An 18638-nucleotide genomic window follows, 5' to 3' on the forward strand; every position below is an offset into this window, starting at 1 on the left:
AGTAGCATCGCGCCTGTGATTTTCCTTTTTAGTCGGTTTTACCATGTCAACAACACATAACGTCCCCCAGGGCGATCTGGTTTTACGAACTTTAGCCATGCCTGCCGATACCAATGCCAATGGTGACATCTTTGGTGGTTGGTTAATGTCGCAGATGGATATTGGTGGTGCCATTCTGGCAAAAGAAATTGCACACGGTCGCGTAGTAACCGTGCGGGTTGAAGGAATGACTTTCTTGCGGCCGGTTGCGGTCGGCGATGTAGTGTGCTGCTATGCACGCTGTGTCCAAAAAGGGACAACATCTGTCAGTATTAATATTGAAGTGTGGGTGAAAAAGGTGGCGTCTGAACCACTTGGGCAACGCTATAAAGCGACGGAAGCATTATTTAAGTATGTCGCTGTAGATCCTGAAGGAAAGCCTCGCGCCTTACCCGTTGAGTAATAGTCAAAAGCCTCCGGTCGGAGGCTTTTGACTTTTTACTTACTGAATTTCGGTGGTGCCGTTAATTTTAAACAGAATATTTACCACAATTCCACTTCCTGGCTTACCCGGCTCGTAACGCCATCTGCGCATCGCGTTTTTCACTTCGCGCTCAAACATGTTTGCGGGTTTGGCGGAAAGAATTTGTACGTTATCCACGCGACCATCCGGTGTAACGTCAAATTTAACTTTAACCTGCCCTTCAATGCGCAATGCCTGCGCACGCGCTGGATACTGCGGCTGATTGCGGCTTAATGCGCGTGGTCCTGAAGCCACACTAGTGACTGGTTTGCTGGTTGCAGCCGTTGCAGTGCTGGTGGTCGGGCGCGCTGGTGCCGTATTTTCAAACGGTGATGCCGGACGCGACTCCGCTGGTTTAACATCGCGCTTTGGCTGTTCCTGCACCTTTTTCACTGGCTTCGGTTTTGGCTTAGGTTTTGGCTTCGGCTTTTCAATGACCACCGGCGCTTCTTTTGGCGGTTCAGGTATCGGCTCAGGTTCCGGCTCTACCACCGGCTCCGGCGGCGGCTGAACGGCTTGTGGCGGTTCGAGATCCGCTGGCGCAACCATGGTGACAGAAATCGGCTGCGCGGGCGCAGGTAGTTCAATAACCTGATGTACCGAGGTATAGAGTAGACCCGCCACGACAGCACCGTGAATGCAGACTGAAAGTAACGTCGGCCAGGGGAAGCGGCGAGGTAAATCAAGGGTCATTGAAGTCATAATCATTTCAGTAGAAAAACCAGGCCTCAATTTTAAATGCAAATAGCAATCATATTCAATAACACAAAACGATCAGGATCAGTGAAAACGCAATTTTTGGCGTAATTGACCTGACTTTATCCAGACTCTTAACAAAGACATCATCTTTCCGTTGCAGATCTTCGCCCTTTCAAATAACGTACTTTACAACTTTTCCGAACAAGGAGTTGTGCCCGTGTTGTATGTAATTTACGCTCAAGACAAAGCCGATAGTCTCGAAAAACGTCTTTCCGTTCGTCCGGCACATTTAGCGCGTTTGCAGTTACTGCATGATGAAGGTCGTTTGCTGACTGCGGGACCAATGCCAGCAGTTGATAGCAATGATCCTGGTGCCGCAGGTTTTACAGGTTCGACGGTGATTGCTGAATTTGAATCTCTGGAAGCAGCGCAAGCATGGGCTGATGCCGATCCTTACGTGGCGGCTGGAGTGTATGAACACGTTTCAGTAAAGCCCTTTAAGAAAGTGTTCTGAATAGAGGCTCAACATCTTAGAACACGGTTTTAGCAACCGTGTTCTTGTTTGGCCTTTCCTTGTAGGTATGCCATCGCAGCCGCTATAACAAACAGATAATAACTTTATCTGTATTTCTTTATACGATGTCAGCATATTCAGGAAAAATGCCCCTCCCTGACAAGGTATTGCTCAATCAAATCCTTTGATTACTGCGGATAAAGTCATCTACTATTGTTTAACATATTCACGCGTCGCATGTATGCTCACATTATGTACGCGTAGAGATAATTAAACAAAATTGTGGTTACAGAGGTATCAGTGAGTCACTGGGCTACATTCAAGCAAACAGCAGTAAATTTATGGGTGACCCTGCGGCACGATATTATCGCGCTAGCCGTCTTTTCAAATGGATTGCTTATTTTTAAAACAATCTATGGTATGTCGGTCAATCTGCTCGATATTTTCCATATCCAGGCATTTTCGGAACTTGATCTCTCCTTGCTGGCCAATGCGCCGCTGTTTATGCTCGGCGTCTTTCTTGTTCTGAATTCGATCGGCTTGTTATTTCGAGCAAAACTGGCATGGGCAATCAGTATTATTTTGTTGTTGATTACGCTGATCTACACCTTGCATTTTTATCCCTGGCTGAAATTTAGTATTGGTTTTTGCATCTTTACGCTGGTGATTCTGCTGGTGCTGCGCAAAGACTTCTCACACAGTAGTGCCGCCGCCGGGACAATTTTTGCTTTTATTAGTTTTACGACGTTACTGTTTTACTCCACCTACGGCGCGCTGTATTTAAGTGAGGGTTTCAATCCGCGAATAGAGAGCCTGATGACTGCTTTCTATTTTTCGATAGAAACTATGTCAACCGTGGGCTATGGCGATATCGTTCCCGTGTCTGAATCGGCACGCCTGTTTACTATTTCAGTCATTATTTCCGGCATTACCGTTTTCGCCACCTCCATGACCTCTATTTTTGGTCCTCTTATCCGAGGAGGATTCAATAAACTAGTGAAAGGAAACAAGCATACGATGAATCGTAAAGATCACTTTATTGTTTGCGGTCACTCCATTCTGGCAATCAACACGATTCTGCAACTGAATCAACGCGGACAAAACGTGACTGTTATCAGCAATTTGCCAGAAGATGACATCAAACAACTTGAGCAACGATTAGGCGACAATGCTGATGTTATTCCCGGTGACAGCAATGACAGTTCGGTATTAAAAAAAGCGGGAATCGATCACTGTCGGGCTATTCTGGCGCTCAGTGATAACGATGCAGATAACGCTTTTGTCGTCCTGTCAGCCAAAGATATGAGCAAAGATGTCAAAACGGTGCTGGCCGTCAGCGATAGCAAAAACCTGAATAAAATTAAAATGGTACATCCGGACATCATTCTTTCGCCGCAGCTTTTTGGCAGCGAAATTCTGGCGCGGGTTTTAAATGGTGAAGAGATTAATAATGATATGCTCGTCTCAATGTTGCTGAACTCCGGGCATGGTATTTTCAGCGATGACGATGAAACGAAAACTGACAGTAATGAATCGGCGCAAAAATAGATTTAAAAGGCTGAAGGTAAACTTGCTGGGCACCGCAATGGTGCCCGGAACATTCAGATATTGTAGATCGCAAACAATAACGAGTTACGCTGTTTGTTTAGAATGCACTTCCTGATGCTGTGGATACGCATATTTCGGCGAGACTGCCCCTCAAGCCAACGCGATTTACGCCGGCTAGCCTGACGCTGCATACGCCAGCGTCCCACTTCCGTTCTACTCCGCTTCATGTTAACTACTCTATGCAATAACAGAATGGTCATTATACCCTCGCCCCCGACGCTGACTAGTGCTTTTCCCGCGTTTTTATTTGCCAGATGAATCCATATGCGTAAACTCATAACAATGCGCTTTCAAAAGGATTTCTAATCTATGACAACCGTTTATACGTTGGTGAGTTGGTTGGCCATTCTGGGATACTGGTTGCTCATTGCAGGCGTAACATTACGCATTCTAATGAAACGACGTGCAGTTCCCTCCGCCATGGCCTGGCTGTTAATCATTTATATTCTGCCTCTGGTCGGAATTATTGCCTATCTTGCAGTCGGCGAACTCCACTTAGGTAAACGCCGTGCCGAACGCGCCAGAGCGATGTGGCCTTCTACCGCTAAATGGCTTAACGATCTTAAAGCCTGTAAACATATCTTCGCAGAAGAAAACAGCAGTGTCGCCGGCCCGTTATTCAAGCTTTGCGAGCGTCGTCAGGGGATCGCCGGGGTCAAAGGAAATCAGCTACAACTGATGACCGAGTCTGATGATGTGATGCAGGCGTTAATCCGCGACATCCAGCTCGCCCGGCATAATATTGAGATGGTGTTTTATATCTGGCAACCCGGCGGTATGGCGGATCAGGTGGCTGAGTCACTGATGGCTGCAGCCCGACGCGGTATTCATTGCCGACTGATGCTCGATTCCGCCGGTAGCGTCGCGTTCTTCCGCAGTCCGTGGCCAGAACTGATGCGTAATGCCGGTATCGAAGTGGTCGAGTCCCTAAAAGTTAATCTGATGCGCGTATTTTTACGCCGTATGGATCTGCGCCAGCACCGCAAGATGATCATGATCGATAACTACATTGCCTATACCGGCAGTATGAATATGGTCGATCCGCGCTTCTTCAAACAGGATGCGGGCGTAGGACAATGGATTGACCTGATGGCGCGTATGGAAGGCCCCATCGCCACCGCGATGGGGATTATTTATTCCTGCGACTGGGAGATTGAAACCGGGAAACGTATTCTGCCGCCGCCACCAGATGTCAATATTATGCCATTTGAGCAGGCCAGCGGTCATACGATCCATACCATTGCTTCTGGCCCCGGCTTCCCGGAAGACCTGATTCACCAGGCATTACTGACTGCGGCTTATTCGGCGCGTGAATATTTGATCATGACGACGCCCTACTTCGTGCCCAGCGATGATTTGCTTCACGCAATTTGCACGGCAGCGCAACGTGGTGTTGATGTCAGTATTATCCTGCCACGTAAAAATGACTCAATGCTGGTTGGCTGGGCCAGCCGCGCGTTCTTTACTGAGCTGCTGGCCGCTGGGGTTAAAATTTATCAGTTTGAAGGCGGATTGCTGCATACCAAGAGCGTGCTGGTCGATGGCGAGTTAAGTCTGGTGGGCACCGTTAACCTCGATATGCGTAGTCTTTGGCTGAACTTTGAAATCACGCTGGCGATCGACGATAAAGGTTTTGGTGCTGACCTGGCCGCCGTTCAGGACGATTATATTTCGCGCTCACGTTTACTTGATGCGCGGTTGTGGGCGAAACGACCACTCTGGCAACGCGTTGCCGAGCGACTGTTTTACTTCTTCAGCCCGTTGCTGTAAAACGTGGCCAACAGATGTTAAACGGGTAGTGACTATGGATATGGATTTAAACAATCGCCTGACCGAAGATGAAACACTTGAACAGGCCTATGATATTTTTCTCGAACTGGCCGCAGATAATCTCGATCCGGCTGATGTTCTGCTGTTCAATCTTCAGTTTGAAGAGCGCGGCGGTGCGGAGTTATTCGACCCGGCAGAAGACTGGCAAGAGCATGTTGATTTCGATTTAAACCCGGACTTTTTTGCCGAAGTGGTGATTGGCCTGGCGGACAGTGAAGATGGCGAAATTAACGATATTTTCGCCCGCATTCTGTTATGTCGCGAAAAAGATCACAAACTTTGCCATATTATCTGGCGAGAATAAATAATCGCTTTTGGCGTGATAAAGGGCTGACAGTTGTCAGCCCTTTTTGTTTTAAAGCGGATCGACTTTCAGGCAAGAAACGGCATGTCTGAAACTCCCCTCCAGCACAGGTCGCGTTTTGGCACACTCAGGACCGGCAATCGGGCAGCGGGTACGGAAAACACAACCAGAAGGCGGGTTGATCGGCGACGGTAATTCCCCTTCCAGTAACTGAATAGATTTATTCTTTTCCAGATCCGGGTCAGGAATGGGCACTGCCGACATCAATGCTTTGGTATAAGGATGCAGCGGATTATGGTAGACCTCATCATACGTCCCCAGTTCTACCGCATGTCCGAGATACATCACCAGCACGCGATCGGAAATGTGTTTTACCACGGCCAGATCGTGGGCGATAAAGATTAATGACAATCCCATCTCACGTTGCAACTGCTGGAGCAGGTTGACTACCTGCGCCTGAATTGACACATCCAGCGCCGACACCGGCTCATCGCAGATAATCAGCTTCGGTTCAAGAATAAGTGCACGAGCAATCCCGATACGCTGACACTGCCCGCCGGAGAACTCATGCGGATAACGGTTAATCAGATTGGGTAGCAAGCCGACTTTCATCATCATCGCCTTCACGCGCTCACGAACTTCCTGGCGTGACATTTTCGGATGGTAGGTGCGCAGCGGTTCAGCGATGATCTCACCGATGGTCATACGCGGGTTCAGCGATGCCAGCGGATCCTGAAAAATCATCTGGATATCACTACGAACGGCACGCCATTCATCGGGCTTCATTCCCAACAACTCTTTGCCTAACCAGGCAACACGACCGTCAGTAGCCTTGACCAAACCGATGATGGCACGAGCAAAGGTGGACTTACCGCATCCCGATTCTCCTACCACACCCAATGTTTCCCCTTCATACAAGCGAAGTGTGACACCATCAACCGCTTTCAGTGTTTTTGCGGGTTGCCAGAACCACTGTTTGCCATCTTTGATTTCAAAGTGCACTTTCAGGTCAGCGATTTCGAGGAGGACTTTTCTTCCTTCAGTTACAGCATTCATAACAGTTCCTCCACCGGTTTAAAGCATGCACGCAGACGGCCAGGGGTAAACTCTTCCAGCGGCGGTGCGCTACTACAAATTTCCATCGCATGTGGACAACGTGGCTGGAACGGGCAACCTTTTGGTAATCGCAGCAGGTTTGGCGGATTACCGGGAATGGTCAACATGGTTTCACCTTCCGCATCGAGACGCGGCACCGCATTGAGCAAACCGATAGAATAAGGATGAACGGGTTGATAAAAGACATCGCGCGCATTGCCATATTCCATCGTGCGCCCGGCGTACATCACCAGAACTTTGTCACAGATCCCCGCCACCACACCCAGATCGTGGGTGATCATAATGATGGCGGTATTAAATTCCCGCTTCAGTTCATTCAATAGCGTCATGATTTGCGCCTGTACGGTCACGTCCAGCGCAGTTGTCGGCTCATCGGCAATCAGCAGTTTAGGCCGACACAGCAACGCCATCGCAATCATGACGCGCTGACGCATCCCACCAGAAAATTCATGCGGGAACATCTTCATGCGTTTACGCGCTTCCGGCATTTTTACCGCATCGAGCATCCGCACTGACTCTTCAAACGCCTCAGCCTTGCTCATGCTTTTATGCAGCATCAGCACTTCCATCAACTGCTCACCAACCCGCATATAAGGGTTTAACGAGGTCATCGGATCTTGAAAAATCATCGAGATTTGTTCAGCGCGCAGTTTATTGAGTTCTCGCTCTGGAAGATTGAGGATTTCTCGCCCATTGAAGGTTGCCGATCCGCCAATACGTCCGTTGGCAGCCAGAAGCCCCATTAAGGCAAACGCGGTTTGCGATTTACCCGAACCAGATTCACCAACGATACCCAGCGTTTCCCCGGCACGCAGGGAAAAATTCAAATCGTTAACCGCCGTGACGTCGCCATCCGGGGTACTAAAGGTGACACGCAAATCTTTCACGTTCAGTAGTGCGTCAGCCTGTTGTTGTGCGAGCGGCACAGTTGCAGTTTCAATTACGCTCATGGCTGCACTCCTTAACGATCTTTCGGGTCGAGGGCATCACGCAAGCCATCGCCGATAAAGTTGAAACAAAACAGCGTCACCACAAGGAATCCCGCAGGGAACAGCAATAACCACGGAGAGACTTCCATCGAGTTCGCGCCATCACTCAGCAATGCGCCCCAGCTGCTTAACGGCTCTTGCGTCCCCAGCCCCAGGAAACTTAAGAAGGATTCAAAGAGGATCATGCTGGGCACCAGTAGCGACGCATAGACCACTACAACACCAAGCACATTCGGCACAATGTGGCGAATAACAATGCCCGGCGTAGATACACCGCCAACTTGTGCCGCCTCAATAAACTCTTTGCGCTTCAGACTCAGGGTTTGTCCACGCACAATACGCGCCATATCCAGCCAGGAAACCATGCCAATCGCTACAAAAATCAGCAAAATGTTTTGACCGAAAAAGGTCACCAGCAAAATGACGAAGAACATGAATGGGAAGGAGTTGAGGATTTCCAGCAGACGCATCATTGCCGAATCCACTTTGCCGCCAAGATAACCAGAAAGCGAACCATAAAGTGTCCCCACAACCACTGCGACCAGTGCCGCAGCAACCCCGACCATGAGTGAGATACGTCCACCAATAGCAACGCGTACCAGCAAGTCGCGGCCAGATGAGTCAGTACCAAAGTAGTGACCGGATTCCATATCCGGGGCGCTGGACATCATCGCCCAGTCGGTATCGTCATAGGCAAACTGCGAAAGCATTGGTGCCAGGATAACAAATAACGCGATCAGTACCAGCACTATCAGACTGGCGACCGCCGCACGGTTATGCATAAAACGTCGACGTGCGTCCTGCCACAAGCTGCGCCCTTCGACCTCCAGCTTCTCACTGAAATTTTCCAGCGTCTCGCTGTTTTTCTTACTTAACATCATCGCGAGCTCCAGTATCAGTAACGGATTTTCGGGTCGATAACCGCATATAGCACATCGACAATGGCATTAAACAAAATGGTTAATGCACCAACCAGAATGGTCAGGCTTAACACCAATGAATAGTCACGGTTCAATGCGCCATTAACGAACAATTGCCCGATCCCCGGCAAACCATAAATGGTTTCGATGACCATAGAACCGGTAATAATGCCGACAAATGCGGGTCCCATATAGGAGAGCACGGGTAGCAGAGCAGGTTTTAATGCGTGGCGAAGGATGATCCTGCGCATAGGTAAACCTTTCGCGCGGGCAGTACGAATAAAGTTAGAATGCAAAACTTCAATCATCGAACCACGGGTAATACGCGCAATACTGGCGATATAAGCGAGAGACAATGCCACCATCGGCAATATCATGAATTTCAGCGCCCCGCCATTCCAGCCACCGCCTGGTAGCCAATGCAAAATGATCGCAAATATCATGACTAATAATGGCGCAACCACAAAACTGGGGATAACCACCCCGGTCATTGCCAGCCCCATCACGGTATAGTCCCATTTGGTGTTTTGTTTTAATGCGGCAATAACGCCAGCACTAACACCCAGCACTACTGCAAGTATAAACGCGGCTGCCCCCAATTTTGCAGAAACAGGAAAACTGGATGCTACCAGGTCATTGACCGAATAATCTTTATATTTAAAAGACGGACCGAAATCGCCATGCGCCAGTTGTTTCAGGTAGCTGAAATACTGTGTCATGATCGGATCATTAAGATGATATTTCGCTTCGATATTGGCCATCACTTCTGGCGGTAACGTCCGTTCACCAGTGAACGGACTTCCTGGCGCCAGACGCATCATAAAGAACGAAATAGTAATCAGAATAAATAGCGTCGGAATCGCTTCCAGACAGCGACGTAGAATAAATTTTAACATTGCCGTACCTTCTGGCCAGTGCCTTCTATAATGCGATAAAAATCAGACACCGTGGAGCAAGTTCCCCTGCCCCACGTATTGCCATTAGTGCTTCACAATGTACATATTTCTGGTGTAGGTATTATCCAGCGGATCTTTGCCGGTATACCCCCCAACCCACGGTTTCACCAGACGCGCGTTCACATAGTAATAAACCGGAACAATGGCCGAATCTTTATCCAGCTGCTGTTCTGCTTTGGTGTACAGCGCAGTGCGTTGCGCCTCGTCAGTCGCTTTCAGCGTTTCCGCCATAATGCTGTCAAAGGCCGGGCTCTTATAATGCGCGGTATTCATCGAACTGTTCGACAGCATGGTGTTCAGGAAGGATGTTGGTTCGTTATAGTCAGCACACCAGCCTGCACGAGCCACATCAAAAGTTCCCTGGTGACGGGTATCGAGGAAGGTTTTCCACTCCTGGTTAACCAGTTTGACGTTTACACCAATGTTTTTCTTCCACAGTGAAGAGGCGGCAATCGCCAGCTTTTTATGCAGATCGGACGTGTTATATAGCAGGTTAATGGTCAACGGTTTGTCTGCGGTATAGCCCGCTTCAGCCAGCAGCTTTTTCGCTTCTTCGTTACGTTTTTCCTGACTCCAGCCAAACCATTCCGGTTGAGTTAATTTTGCACCATCTGTGTAAGGAGGAGTGTAACCATAGGCGGGCATATCGCCCTGTGCTTTCACTTTATTAACGATGATATCGCGATCCATACCCAGTTTCAGTGCGGTACGCACACGCACGTCGTTGAATGGCGGTTTCTGATTGTTAATTTCGTAATAGTAGGTGCACAAATACGGATCGACGTGAACCTCGTCCGGGATCTCTTTTTTAAGCTTCTGGAACAGCTCGATCGGCATGTTGTTATAGGTCATATCGATTTCGCCGCTGCGATAGCGGTTAACATCGGTGACTTCAGAAGCAATCGGCAAATAGGTGACTTGGTTAATGACGGTTTTCGCGTTGTTCCAGTAGGTCGGGCTGCGCTCAAGAACGATACGTTCGTTAACGACCCAATCTTTTAAGGTATAGGCACCGTTGGTGACAATATTTCCTGGCTGGGTCCATTTCTCGCCGAATTTCTCAATAGCGGCTTTTGGCACCGGAGAAGTCGATGGGTGAACCAGTAATTTATAGAAATACGGAACAGGCTCACTTAATGTGACTTCTAAAGTGTGGTCATCGACGGCTTTCACGCCGAGATCGGTAATCGGTTTTTTCCCTTCGAGAATTTCATCAATACCGGCGATATGCCCATATTGTAGATAACTGGCATAGGGAGAAGCGGTGTTCGGATCAACAGAACGTTGCCAACTGTATACAAAGTCCTGCGCAGTGACTGGCGTGCCGTCGGACCATTTCGCATCTTTACGCAGATGGAATGTCCAGACTTTGGCATCTTTATTATCCCAGGACTCCGCGACGCCAGGCGCCGGGTGACCATCGAGATCGCTGACCAGCAAGCCTTCAAACAGGTCGCGACTGATATTAGACTCCGGAACCCCTTCAATTTTGTGCGGATCTAATGACTGAACTTCAGAACCATTGTTACGCACCAGCGTTTGTTTTTCTGCAAGCTGAACACCAGCGGGTACATCAGCCGCCAGCGCAACATTCCCTGCCATAAGCGCAGCCAGAACGCCTGCTGCTACTAAACTTCTCTTGGTGATGTTGGTCATTGTTTTTGGACTCCCTCATTATAATTACTGGCTTTAACCAGCATGTGTAATCCCGGGTTGGGACCCTGGACAGATTCGGAGACTTTCTGCTGCCAGGTTGATATATCGTTACGCTTTGCTATCACCGACTTTATTTATTCTGGCGATTCGAACGACCACCTTACGTCGGTTCCTACTGTGTCTCCCCTGTCGAGACACATTTACTATTTAATGCAGCAATTTTTATTGTTAATTATTCTCATTACCAAAAAAATCGCCTGACGGTTGGCCGGAAAGTATCAAATGCGCTTCTTGCCCGCCAATACATTTTGCAAAATTGTTAAGCAATTCTCTTTTACTGACCGCGCCAATATCTAAAGACTTCATCAGATTGCCAATAAAACAATTTAAAAACAATAAGATAAAACCTCGTAAAGCAAGTCTGTTTTTTCTGGTTGCTGTCACGATAGAGAAATATACAATAACTTAACAAAAGGTCATTATTTAGCACATTCCTCTGCCAAATGCAGTGGAATTACTAATATCATTTCAATTATTCTTCAGCAAGACCCAGGATTATGATGTCGCGAAAATAACATGATGAGGAGGATGGCGGGGTAAGGATATTCTTATAACTGGCTGTAATATGAGGAAAAATATTTATCTATTTCGTTTGCTTTTGATAACTGTGCTGGGCAAAAGTAAAAATAATGACGAAAAAACGGAGCACCATGGCTCCGTTTCGTATGAAAGAAATTAATTGAGCAGACCAGGGAAAATCCCTTTGATTCCATTAACTATAAATTCAATCCCTAATGCCATCAGCAGCAGCCCCATAATACGAGTAATCACGTTTATACCGGTCTGGCGCAGAACTCGCACCAGCCAGGGTGCCATGCGGAATAAGCCCCAGCAACATAAAGCAAACAATGCAATTGCCACAAAAAAGCCGAACAGATAACCAATGCTGTGATAACGCGTTCCCCAAACGATAGTTGAACTGATCGCCCCTGGCCCTGCCATCAAAGGCAATGCGAGCGGTACAACGCCGATGCTTTCTCGAATTGCGGTTTCTGATTTCTCTTGTTTGTTCTGTTTATCCTCACCAAGCTTACCGCTGATCATCGACATCGCAATTGTAACCACCAGTATGCCGCCCGCGATGCGGAACGAATCAATCGATATTCCAAAAAGTTGCAGAATCGTGTCGCCGAGAAAAAGCGAGATCCACAAGATAATCGCTACCGACAGGTTGGCAGTCAGATTTGTTTTGTTTCTCGCTGCCGCAGTCTGATAGCTGGTCATACTGATGAACACGGGGATAATCCCAACCGGGTTAACCAGCGCAAATAACCCGATGAAAAATTTAAAGTAAACGGGAAAATCAAAGAGTGTCTGAATCACGGTTAGCTCCGAAGCAAAAGCCGGATAATGTTAGCCATAAGCAAAGGTAAAAAAATACGCGCTGACAATACGCCTTTTGGCAGCATTTTTCACCTCCTAACCGCTTAAAATTACTATCATTCATTATTGTTATCTAGTCGTGCAAAACATGCTAATGTAGCCAACAATAAATACTACAATTTATTAACTATTAGCTTTTATAGCTAAAAGCGGAGCTGAAAGGTGTCAGCTTTGCGGAATTTTGATCTAGATCACGTAATCAGTACCCAGAAGTGAGTAATCTTGCTTACGCCACCTGGAAGTGACGCATTAGAGATTAGTCTCTCTAATGTTTAAACTCTTTTAGTAAATCACAGTGAGTGTGAGCGCGAGTAAGCTTTTGATTTTCATAGGTTAAGCAAATCATCACCACACTGACTATACTCTCGTATTCGAGCAGATGATTTACTAAAAAAGTTTAACATTATCAGGAGAGCATTATGGCTGTTACTAATGTCGCTGAACTTAACGCACTCGTAGAGCGTGTAAAAAAAGCCCAGCGTGAATATGCCAGTTTCACTCAAGAGCAAGTTGATAAAATCTTCCGCGCCGCCGCTCTGGCTGCCGCAGATGCTCGAATCCCACTCGCGAAAATGGCCGTTGCCGAATCCGGCATGGGTATCGTCGAAGATAAAGTAATTAAAAACCACTTTGCTTCTGAATATATCTACAACGCCTATAAAGATGAAAAAACCTGTGGTGTTCTGTCTGAAGACGACACTTTCGGTACTATCACTATCGCTGAACCAATCGGTATTATCTGCGGTATCGTTCCAACGACTAACCCGACTTCAACTGCAATCTTCAAATCGCTGATCAGCCTGAAGACCCGTAACGCTATTATCTTCTCTCCGCACCCGCGTGCAAAAGATGCAACTAACAAAGCTGCTGATATCGTTCTGCAGGCTGCTATCGCTGCTGGTGCACCGAAAGATCTGATTGGCTGGATCGATCAACCTTCTGTTGAACTGTCCAACGCGCTGATGCACCACCCTGACATTAACCTGATCCTCGCGACTGGTGGTCCGGGCATGGTTAAAGCTGCATACAGCTCCGGTAAACCGGCAATCGGTGTAGGTGCTGGTAACACTCCGGTTGTTATCGATGAAACCGCAGATATCAAACGTGCAGTTGCATCCGTATTGATGTCCAAAACCTTCGACAACGGCGTAATCTGTGCTTCTGAACAGTCTGTTGTTGTTGTTGACTCTGTTTATGACGCTGTACGTGAACGTTTCGCTACCCACGGCGGTTACATGCTGCAGGGTAAAGAGCTGAAAGCCGTTCAGGACGTTATCCTGAAAAACGGTGCACTGAACGCAGCTATCGTTGGTCAACCGGCTTATAAAATTGCTGAACTGGCGGGCTTCTCTGTACCAGAAAACACTAAGATTCTGATTGGTGAAGTGACCGTTGTTGATGAAAGCGAACCGTTCGCACATGAAAAACTGTCCCCGACGCTGGCAATGTACCGTGCAAAAGATTTCGAAGACGCGGTAGAGAAAGCAGAGAAACTGGTTGCCATGGGCGGTATCGGTCATACCTCTTGCCTGTACACCGACCAGGATAACCAACCGGCACGCGTTGCCTACTTCGGTCAGAAAATGAAAACTGCCCGTATCCTGATCAACACCCCGGCTTCTCAGGGTGGTATCGGTGACCTGTATAACTTCAAACTCGCACCTTCCCTGACTCTGGGTTGTGGTTCCTGGGGTGGTAACTCCATCTCTGAAAACGTTGGTCCGAAACACTTGATCAACAAGAAAACCGTTGCTAAGCGAGCTGAAAACATGTTGTGGCACAAACTTCCGAAATCTATCTACTTCCGCCGTGGCTCACTGCCAATCGCGCTGGATGAAGTGATTACTGATGGCCACAAACGTGCGCTCATCGTGACTGACCGCTTCCTGTTCAACAACGGTTATGCCGACCAGATTACTTCTGTACTGAAAGCTGCCGGCGTTGAAACTGAAGTCTTCTTTGAAGTTGAAGCTGACCCGACACTGAGCATCGTTCGTAAAGGTGCAGAACTGGCAAACTCCTTCAAGCCAGACGTGATCATCGCGCTGGGTGGTGGTTCCCCGATGGACGCCGCGAAAATCATGTGGGTTATGTACGAGCATCCGGAAACCCACTTTGAAGAACTGGCGCTGCGCTTTATGGATATCCGTAAACGTATCTACAAGTTCCCGAAAATGGGCGTGAAAGCGAAAATGATCGCCGTCACCACCACTTCCGGTACGGGTTCTGAAGTGACTCCGTTTGCGGTTGTAACCGACGATGCAACAGGTCAGAAATATCCGCTGGCAGACTATGCACTGACCCCGGATATGGCGATTGTTGACGCCAACCTGGTTATGGATATGCCGAAGTCCCTGTGTGCTTTCGGTGGTCTGGACGCAGTCACTCACGCCATGGAAGCTTATGTTTCTGTACTGGCATCTGAGTTCTCTGATGGTCAGGCTCTGCAGGCGCTGAAACTGCTCAAAGAATATCTGCCAGCGTCTTACCACGAAGGGGCTAAAAACCCGGTAGCGCGTGAACGTGTTCACAGTGCAGCTACTATCGCCGGTATCGCGTTTGCGAACGCCTTCCTGGGTGTATGTCACTCAATGGCGCACAAACTGGGCTCCCAGTTCCATATTCCGCACGGTCTGGCCAACGCCCTGCTGATTTGTAACGTTATCCGCTACAACGCGAATGACAACCCGACCAAGCAGACTGCATTCAGCCAGTACGATCGTCCACAGGCTCGTCGTCGTTATGCTGAAATCGCAGACCATCTGGGTCTGAGCGCACCGGGTGACCGTACTGCTGCGAAGATCGAGAAACTGCTGGCATGGCTGGAAACGCTGAAAGCAGAACTGGGTATTCCGAAATCTATCCGTGAGGCTGGCGTTCAGGAAGCTGACTTCCTGGCGAACGTAGATAAACTGTCTGAAGATGCATTCGATGACCAGTGCACCGGCGCTAACCCGCGTTACCCGCTGATCTCCGAGCTGAAACAGATTCTGCTGGATACCTACTATGGTCGTGATTACGTAGAAGGAGCACCAGCAGCAAAGGAAGCAGCTCCAGCTAAAGCAGAGAAAAAAGCGAAGAAATCCGCTTAATCAGTAACTCTGTACATCCTCATAAACGGTCCCTTTTGGGGCCGTTTTTTTGTTTTCGCTACACGCTATACAAAGCCAAATAACCCAACTGCATTAGTATGCTCATATATACTGTTATCTAATGCGCACTAACCGCGATAACCTGAAAATGACTCAACATCGTAGATGACGAAGCACTAAATCGTTCTGTTACGTTTTAGCGATGGTTAGGAGCAGAGAAAGAATTATGGTTCGGAAGAAGTTAGTAAAACGAACTGACAGGATAAAGGCCTCGATTCATCCTGTCAGTAAAGAAAATCTTATTAATCGTGTTGATGTCTTTCTTGAATAGCCGTCAAAGAACCGACTTCTAACGCTTCTTTATAGTGTTTACGGCAAACCGAGACGTAACGCTCATTACCACCAATAACCACCTGTTCGCCTTCGTTATAAGGCCTACCCGCTTGATCAAGACGTAGCACCATGCTTGCTTTACGACCACAAAAGCAAATAGTTTTTAATTCGACCAGTTTGTCTGACCATGCCAGTAAGTATTGACTGCCGGTAAATAATTCACCGCGAAAATCTGTACGTAAGCCATAACAAAGTACGGGTATATCGAGTTGATCGACAACCTCCGATAATTCATATACTTGTTGTCTGGTTAAAAACTGGCATTCATCAACCAGTACACAATGAATTGCCTGTTGTTCATGTTCCGCACGAATCTCATCAAATAATGATGAATTTTGGTTAAATAATTTTGCCGGAGATGACAAACCTATACGCGAGCTGACTTTCCCTGCCCCGAAACGATCGTCAATTTCCGCCGTATATACGACAGTCCGCATACCGCGTTCCTGGTAATTGTATGAAGATTGCAGCAATGCCGTAGACTTCCCCGCGTTCATTGCGGAATAGTAGAAATATAGCTGTGCCATCAGCCACAGGCCCTCAATGATATGAAATAAAGTTGGCTGAAGTTTATCATAATTCGCCAGTTTTACAGCGCAACAGTACACGCAGAAGAGCGTATATACATCATTCCTTAAGAAGGATGACATAATCCTTCAGAGCTATCATTGTGTCTGTATTGCTTGTTATAACCGCGTAAATGACTCCTGGTAACTATTCACACTCTTTAACTTGTTGCACAAGTAATAACCCTCTGTTGACCTCCAGGATACGGCAATACGATGTCCCTGCACTTATTGCGACTGTTCTTCTTTTCATCATTCTCTTAATAGCGGATTTTTTGTAAACATGACTAATACCGAAGAGTAAAAGACGTCAGCGCGTGTTAATCCCTACATAAAATGTGACATGAATCAGGAAGTTTTAACCTTAGATGATGCGAAATCATCGGTGCAAATAGGGCTATATGCCGCATCTTTTCTGGCTAATTTTATGAAAAGATATTTATTGGTGGCACAAAATAAAGAACAATTTTGAATTCCTTACATTCCTGGCTATTGCACAACTGAATTTAAGGCTCTATTATTACCTCAACAAACCACCCCAATATAAGTTTGAGATTACTACAATGAGCGAAGCACTTAAAATTCTGAACAACATCCGTACTCTTCGTGCGCAAGCAAGAGAATGTACACTTGAAACGCTGGAAGAAATGCTGGAAAAATTAGAAGTAGTTGTTAACGAGCGTCGCGAAGAAGAAAGTGCGGCTGCTGCTGAAGTTGAAGAACGCACTCGTAAACTGCAACAATATCGTGAAATGCTGATCGCTGACGGTATCGACCCGAACGAACTGCTGAATAGCATGGCTGCTGTTAAATCTGGCACCAAAGCTAAACGCGCACAGCGTCCAGCTAAATATAGCTACGTTGACGAGAACGGCGAAACCAAAACCTGGACTGGTCAGGGTCGTACTCCGGCTGTAATCAAAAAAGCAATGGATGAGCAAGGTAAATCCCTCGACGATTTCCTGATCAAGTAATAATCTTTTTTAGATTACGCTCGCTTAAAATCCCGCCATTGGCGGGATTTTTTATTGTCCGTTTTAAGACTATCCAATAAGAATAAGCTATAAAAAAACGGCATTGATAACTCAATGCCGTTTCGTAGAAAACACCGCTATTGGTGTTACTTCTTAATGCCCATCTCTTCTTCAAGCCAGGCTTTAAATTCAGCACCCAGCGAGTTGTGACGAATACCGTATTCAACGAAAGCCTGCATGTAACCTAATTTATTACCGCAGTCATGGCTCTTCCCTTTCATGTGATAGGCTTCAACCGTTTCTTTTTCGATCAGCATATCAATAGCATCGGTAAGTTGAATTTCATCGCCTGCTCCCGGAGGAGTTTTTGCCAGCAGCGGCCAAATATCGGCGCTAAGTACGTAACGACCAACAATAGCGAGATTAGACGGTGCAACATCTGCTTTCGGTTTTTCTACTACACCGACCATCGGTACACTTTCACCAGGCGCTAAATCCACACCTTTGCAATCCACAACACCGTATGCAGTCACATCAGCAACAGGCTCAACCATGATCTGACTATGGCCAGTTTCATCAAAGCGGCGGATCATCTCTGCGAGGTTATCCTGCGACAAATCGGATTCATATTCATCCAGAATAACGTCAGGCAAAATAACAGCCACAGGTTCATCACCAACTACCGGGTGAGCACACAATACTGCGTGCCCTAAACCTTTCGCCAGCCCCTGACGAACTTGCATAATAGTCACGTGCGGCGGGCAAATAGACTGCACTTCATCAAGCAGCTGACGTTTTACACGTTTTTCCAGCATTGCTTCCAGTTCAAAACTGGTATCAAAGTGGTTTTCAATAGAGTTTTTCGATGAGTGAGTCACCAGCACAATTTCAGTAATACCCGCCGCAATACATTCATTCACGACGTATTGAATTAATGGCTTATCGACAAGCGGTAGCATCTCTTTCGGGATAGCTTTCGTCGCCGGCAACATCCTGGTTCCTAATCCCGCTACGGGGATAACGGCTTTTTTGACTTTCGTGTTAATGGCAGCCATTTAAATTCTCCTGGACTGTTC

At 47.3% G+C, this 18638-nt stretch carries 18 protein-coding genes; 7 read left to right on the forward strand and 11 right to left on the reverse strand.

Going from position 1 to position 18638, the window contains the following annotated elements:
- Nucleotides 1-43: 43 nt before the first annotated feature.
- The gene (yciA, locus tag A7Z06_RS06630; RefSeq protein ID WP_000108165.1) at nt 44-442 is read left to right on the forward strand and encodes an acyl-CoA thioester hydrolase YciA; all 399 of its coding nucleotides are present in this window, start codon (nt 44-46) and stop codon (nt 440-442) included.
- 39 nt (nt 443-481) lie between these two features.
- Here the strand turns inward: yciA and tonB are convergent, their stop codons facing one another.
- The gene (tonB, locus tag A7Z06_RS06635) at nt 482-1195 is read right to left on the reverse strand and encodes a TonB system transport protein TonB (protein ID WP_105279386.1); all 714 of its coding nucleotides are present in this window, start codon (nt 1193-1195) and stop codon (nt 482-484) included.
- Between the two features lie 223 nt (nt 1196-1418).
- On the opposite strand from tonB, the gene A7Z06_RS06640 reads away from it, so the two are divergent.
- Together A7Z06_RS06640 and kch are read left to right on the forward strand one after the other, a co-directional pair.
- Nucleotides 1419-1715, forward strand: coding sequence for a YciI family protein (locus A7Z06_RS06640; RefSeq protein WP_000967595.1), 297 nt, complete (start codon nt 1419-1421; stop codon nt 1713-1715).
- Nucleotides 1716-2015: 300 nt separating this feature from the next.
- Nucleotides 2016-3263, forward strand: coding sequence for a voltage-gated potassium channel protein (gene kch / locus A7Z06_RS06645; RefSeq protein WP_010344796.1), 1248 nt, complete (start codon nt 2016-2018; stop codon nt 3261-3263).
- Between the two features lie 53 nt (nt 3264-3316).
- On the opposite strand, the gene A7Z06_RS21645 is transcribed toward kch, so the two are convergent.
- Nucleotides 3317-3490, reverse strand: coding sequence for a YciY family protein (locus A7Z06_RS21645; RefSeq protein WP_001309467.1), 174 nt, complete (start codon nt 3488-3490; stop codon nt 3317-3319).
- 142 nt (nt 3491-3632) lie between these two features.
- Between A7Z06_RS21645 and cls the strand changes: the two genes are divergently transcribed.
- Nucleotides 3633-5093: a cardiolipin synthase gene (gene cls / locus A7Z06_RS06655; RefSeq protein WP_000214525.1), complete on the forward strand. Its 1461-nt coding sequence runs from the start codon at nt 3633-3635 to the stop codon at nt 5091-5093.
- Between the two features lie 34 nt (nt 5094-5127).
- A complete protein-coding gene (locus A7Z06_RS06660; RefSeq protein ID WP_000366958.1) occupies nt 5128-5457 on the forward strand; it encodes an HI1450 family dsDNA-mimic protein in 330 nt (109 codons plus the stop codon).
- Between the two features lie 51 nt (nt 5458-5508).
- Here A7Z06_RS06660 and oppF read toward each other — a convergent pair whose 3' ends face one another.
- The 7 genes from oppF to ychE form a co-directional block, all read right to left on the reverse strand.
- On the reverse strand, nt 5509-6513 hold the full coding sequence (gene oppF / locus A7Z06_RS06665; RefSeq protein WP_000994883.1) for a murein tripeptide/oligopeptide ABC transporter ATP-binding protein OppF: 1005 nt from the start codon (nt 6511-6513) through the stop codon (nt 5509-5511).
- Nucleotides 6510-7523 carry a murein tripeptide/oligopeptide ABC transporter ATP-binding protein OppD gene (gene oppD / locus A7Z06_RS06670; RefSeq protein ID WP_000110959.1) on the reverse strand — a complete coding sequence of 338 codons (1014 nt, stop codon included), beginning with the start codon at nt 7521-7523 and terminating at the stop codon, nt 6510-6512. The genes oppF and oppD overlap by 4 nt, the downstream gene beginning before the upstream one ends.
- A gap of 11 nt (nt 7524-7534) precedes the next feature.
- Nucleotides 7535-8443, reverse strand: coding sequence for an oligopeptide ABC transporter permease OppC (oppC, locus tag A7Z06_RS06675; RefSeq protein WP_000979657.1), 909 nt, complete (start codon nt 8441-8443; stop codon nt 7535-7537).
- A 14-nt stretch (nt 8444-8457) separates the two neighbouring features.
- Nucleotides 8458-9378 (reverse strand): oligopeptide ABC transporter permease OppB, encoded by a 921-nt coding sequence (gene oppB / locus A7Z06_RS06680; RefSeq protein ID WP_000911117.1) that lies wholly within the window; start codon nt 9376-9378, stop codon nt 8458-8460.
- A gap of 84 nt (nt 9379-9462) precedes the next feature.
- Nucleotides 9463-11094, reverse strand: coding sequence for an oligopeptide ABC transporter substrate-binding protein OppA (gene oppA, locus A7Z06_RS06685; RefSeq protein ID WP_000182038.1), 1632 nt, complete (start codon nt 11092-11094; stop codon nt 9463-9465).
- Between the two features lie 228 nt (nt 11095-11322).
- Nucleotides 11323-11460: a hypothetical protein gene (locus A7Z06_RS21795; protein WP_157941585.1), complete on the reverse strand. Its 138-nt coding sequence runs from the start codon at nt 11458-11460 to the stop codon at nt 11323-11325.
- Between the two features lie 369 nt (nt 11461-11829).
- Nucleotides 11830-12477 (reverse strand): NAAT family transporter YchE, encoded by a 648-nt coding sequence (gene ychE / locus A7Z06_RS06695; RefSeq protein WP_000616769.1) that lies wholly within the window; start codon nt 12475-12477, stop codon nt 11830-11832.
- Between the two features lie 479 nt (nt 12478-12956).
- Between ychE and adhE the strand changes: the two genes are divergently transcribed.
- Nucleotides 12957-15629: a bifunctional acetaldehyde-CoA/alcohol dehydrogenase gene (gene adhE / locus A7Z06_RS06700; protein ID WP_000301666.1), complete on the forward strand. Its 2673-nt coding sequence runs from the start codon at nt 12957-12959 to the stop codon at nt 15627-15629.
- Nucleotides 15630-15931: 302 nt separating this feature from the next.
- Here adhE and tdk read toward each other — a convergent pair whose 3' ends face one another.
- Nucleotides 15932-16549, reverse strand: a complete 618-nt coding sequence (gene tdk / locus A7Z06_RS06705) for a thymidine kinase (protein ID WP_024165082.1) — start codon at nt 16547-16549, stop codon at nt 15932-15934.
- 602 nt (nt 16550-17151) lie between these two features.
- Here tdk and hns point away from each other — a divergent pair.
- Complete coding sequence (gene hns / locus A7Z06_RS06710) at nt 17152-17562, forward strand: histone-like nucleoid-structuring protein H-NS (RefSeq protein WP_001287384.1); 411 nt, start codon at nt 17152-17154, stop codon at nt 17560-17562.
- Between the two features lie 146 nt (nt 17563-17708).
- Here hns and galU read toward each other — a convergent pair whose 3' ends face one another.
- Entirely contained in the window at nt 17709-18617 is a 909-nt protein-coding gene (gene galU / locus A7Z06_RS06715; protein ID WP_000718987.1) for a UTP--glucose-1-phosphate uridylyltransferase GalU, read from the reverse strand.
- Between the last annotated feature and the right edge of the window lie 21 nt (nt 18618-18638).

The organism is Escherichia sp. MOD1-EC6819 (genome assembly GCF_002965765.1).
GTDB lineage: Bacteria > Pseudomonadota > Gammaproteobacteria > Enterobacterales > Enterobacteriaceae > Escherichia > Escherichia ruysiae.

What these genes read in the sequence shown, in the direction of transcription:
- tonB (WP_105279386.1), bottom strand. Translation starts at nt 1,195, where the DNA reads ATGACCCTTGATTTACCTCGCCGCTTCCCCTGGCCGACGTTACTTTCA.
- oppD (WP_000110959.1), bottom strand. Translation starts at nt 7,523, where the DNA reads ATGAGCGTAATTGAAACTGCAACTGTGCCGCTCGCACAACAACAGGCT.
- A7Z06_RS06660 (WP_000366958.1), top strand. Translation starts at nt 5,128, where the DNA reads ATGGATATGGATTTAAACAATCGCCTGACCGAAGATGAAACACTTGAA.
- A7Z06_RS21795 (WP_157941585.1), bottom strand. Translation starts at nt 11,460, where the DNA reads ATGAAGTCTTTAGATATTGGCGCGGTCAGTAAAAGAGAATTGCTTAAC.
- oppB (WP_000911117.1), bottom strand. Translation starts at nt 9,378, where the DNA reads ATGTTAAAATTTATTCTACGTCGCTGTCTGGAAGCGATTCCGACGCTA.
- oppA (WP_000182038.1), bottom strand. Translation starts at nt 11,094, where the DNA reads ATGACCAACATCACCAAGAGAAGTTTAGTAGCAGCAGGCGTTCTGGCT.
- oppF (WP_000994883.1), bottom strand. Translation starts at nt 6,513, where the DNA reads ATGAATGCTGTAACTGAAGGAAGAAAAGTCCTCCTCGAAATCGCTGAC.
- oppC (WP_000979657.1), bottom strand. Translation starts at nt 8,443, where the DNA reads ATGATGTTAAGTAAGAAAAACAGCGAGACGCTGGAAAATTTCAGTGAG.
- A7Z06_RS21645 (WP_001309467.1), bottom strand. Translation starts at nt 3,490, where the DNA reads ATGAAGCGGAGTAGAACGGAAGTGGGACGCTGGCGTATGCAGCGTCAG.
- adhE (WP_000301666.1), top strand. Translation starts at nt 12,957, where the DNA reads ATGGCTGTTACTAATGTCGCTGAACTTAACGCACTCGTAGAGCGTGTA.
- cls (WP_000214525.1), top strand. Translation starts at nt 3,633, where the DNA reads ATGACAACCGTTTATACGTTGGTGAGTTGGTTGGCCATTCTGGGATAC.
- hns (WP_001287384.1), top strand. Translation starts at nt 17,152, where the DNA reads ATGAGCGAAGCACTTAAAATTCTGAACAACATCCGTACTCTTCGTGCG.
- yciA (WP_000108165.1), top strand. Translation starts at nt 44, where the DNA reads ATGTCAACAACACATAACGTCCCCCAGGGCGATCTGGTTTTACGAACT.
- galU (WP_000718987.1), bottom strand. Translation starts at nt 18,617, where the DNA reads ATGGCTGCCATTAACACGAAAGTCAAAAAAGCCGTTATCCCCGTAGCG.
- tdk (WP_024165082.1), bottom strand. Translation starts at nt 16,549, where the DNA reads ATGGCACAGCTATATTTCTACTATTCCGCAATGAACGCGGGGAAGTCT.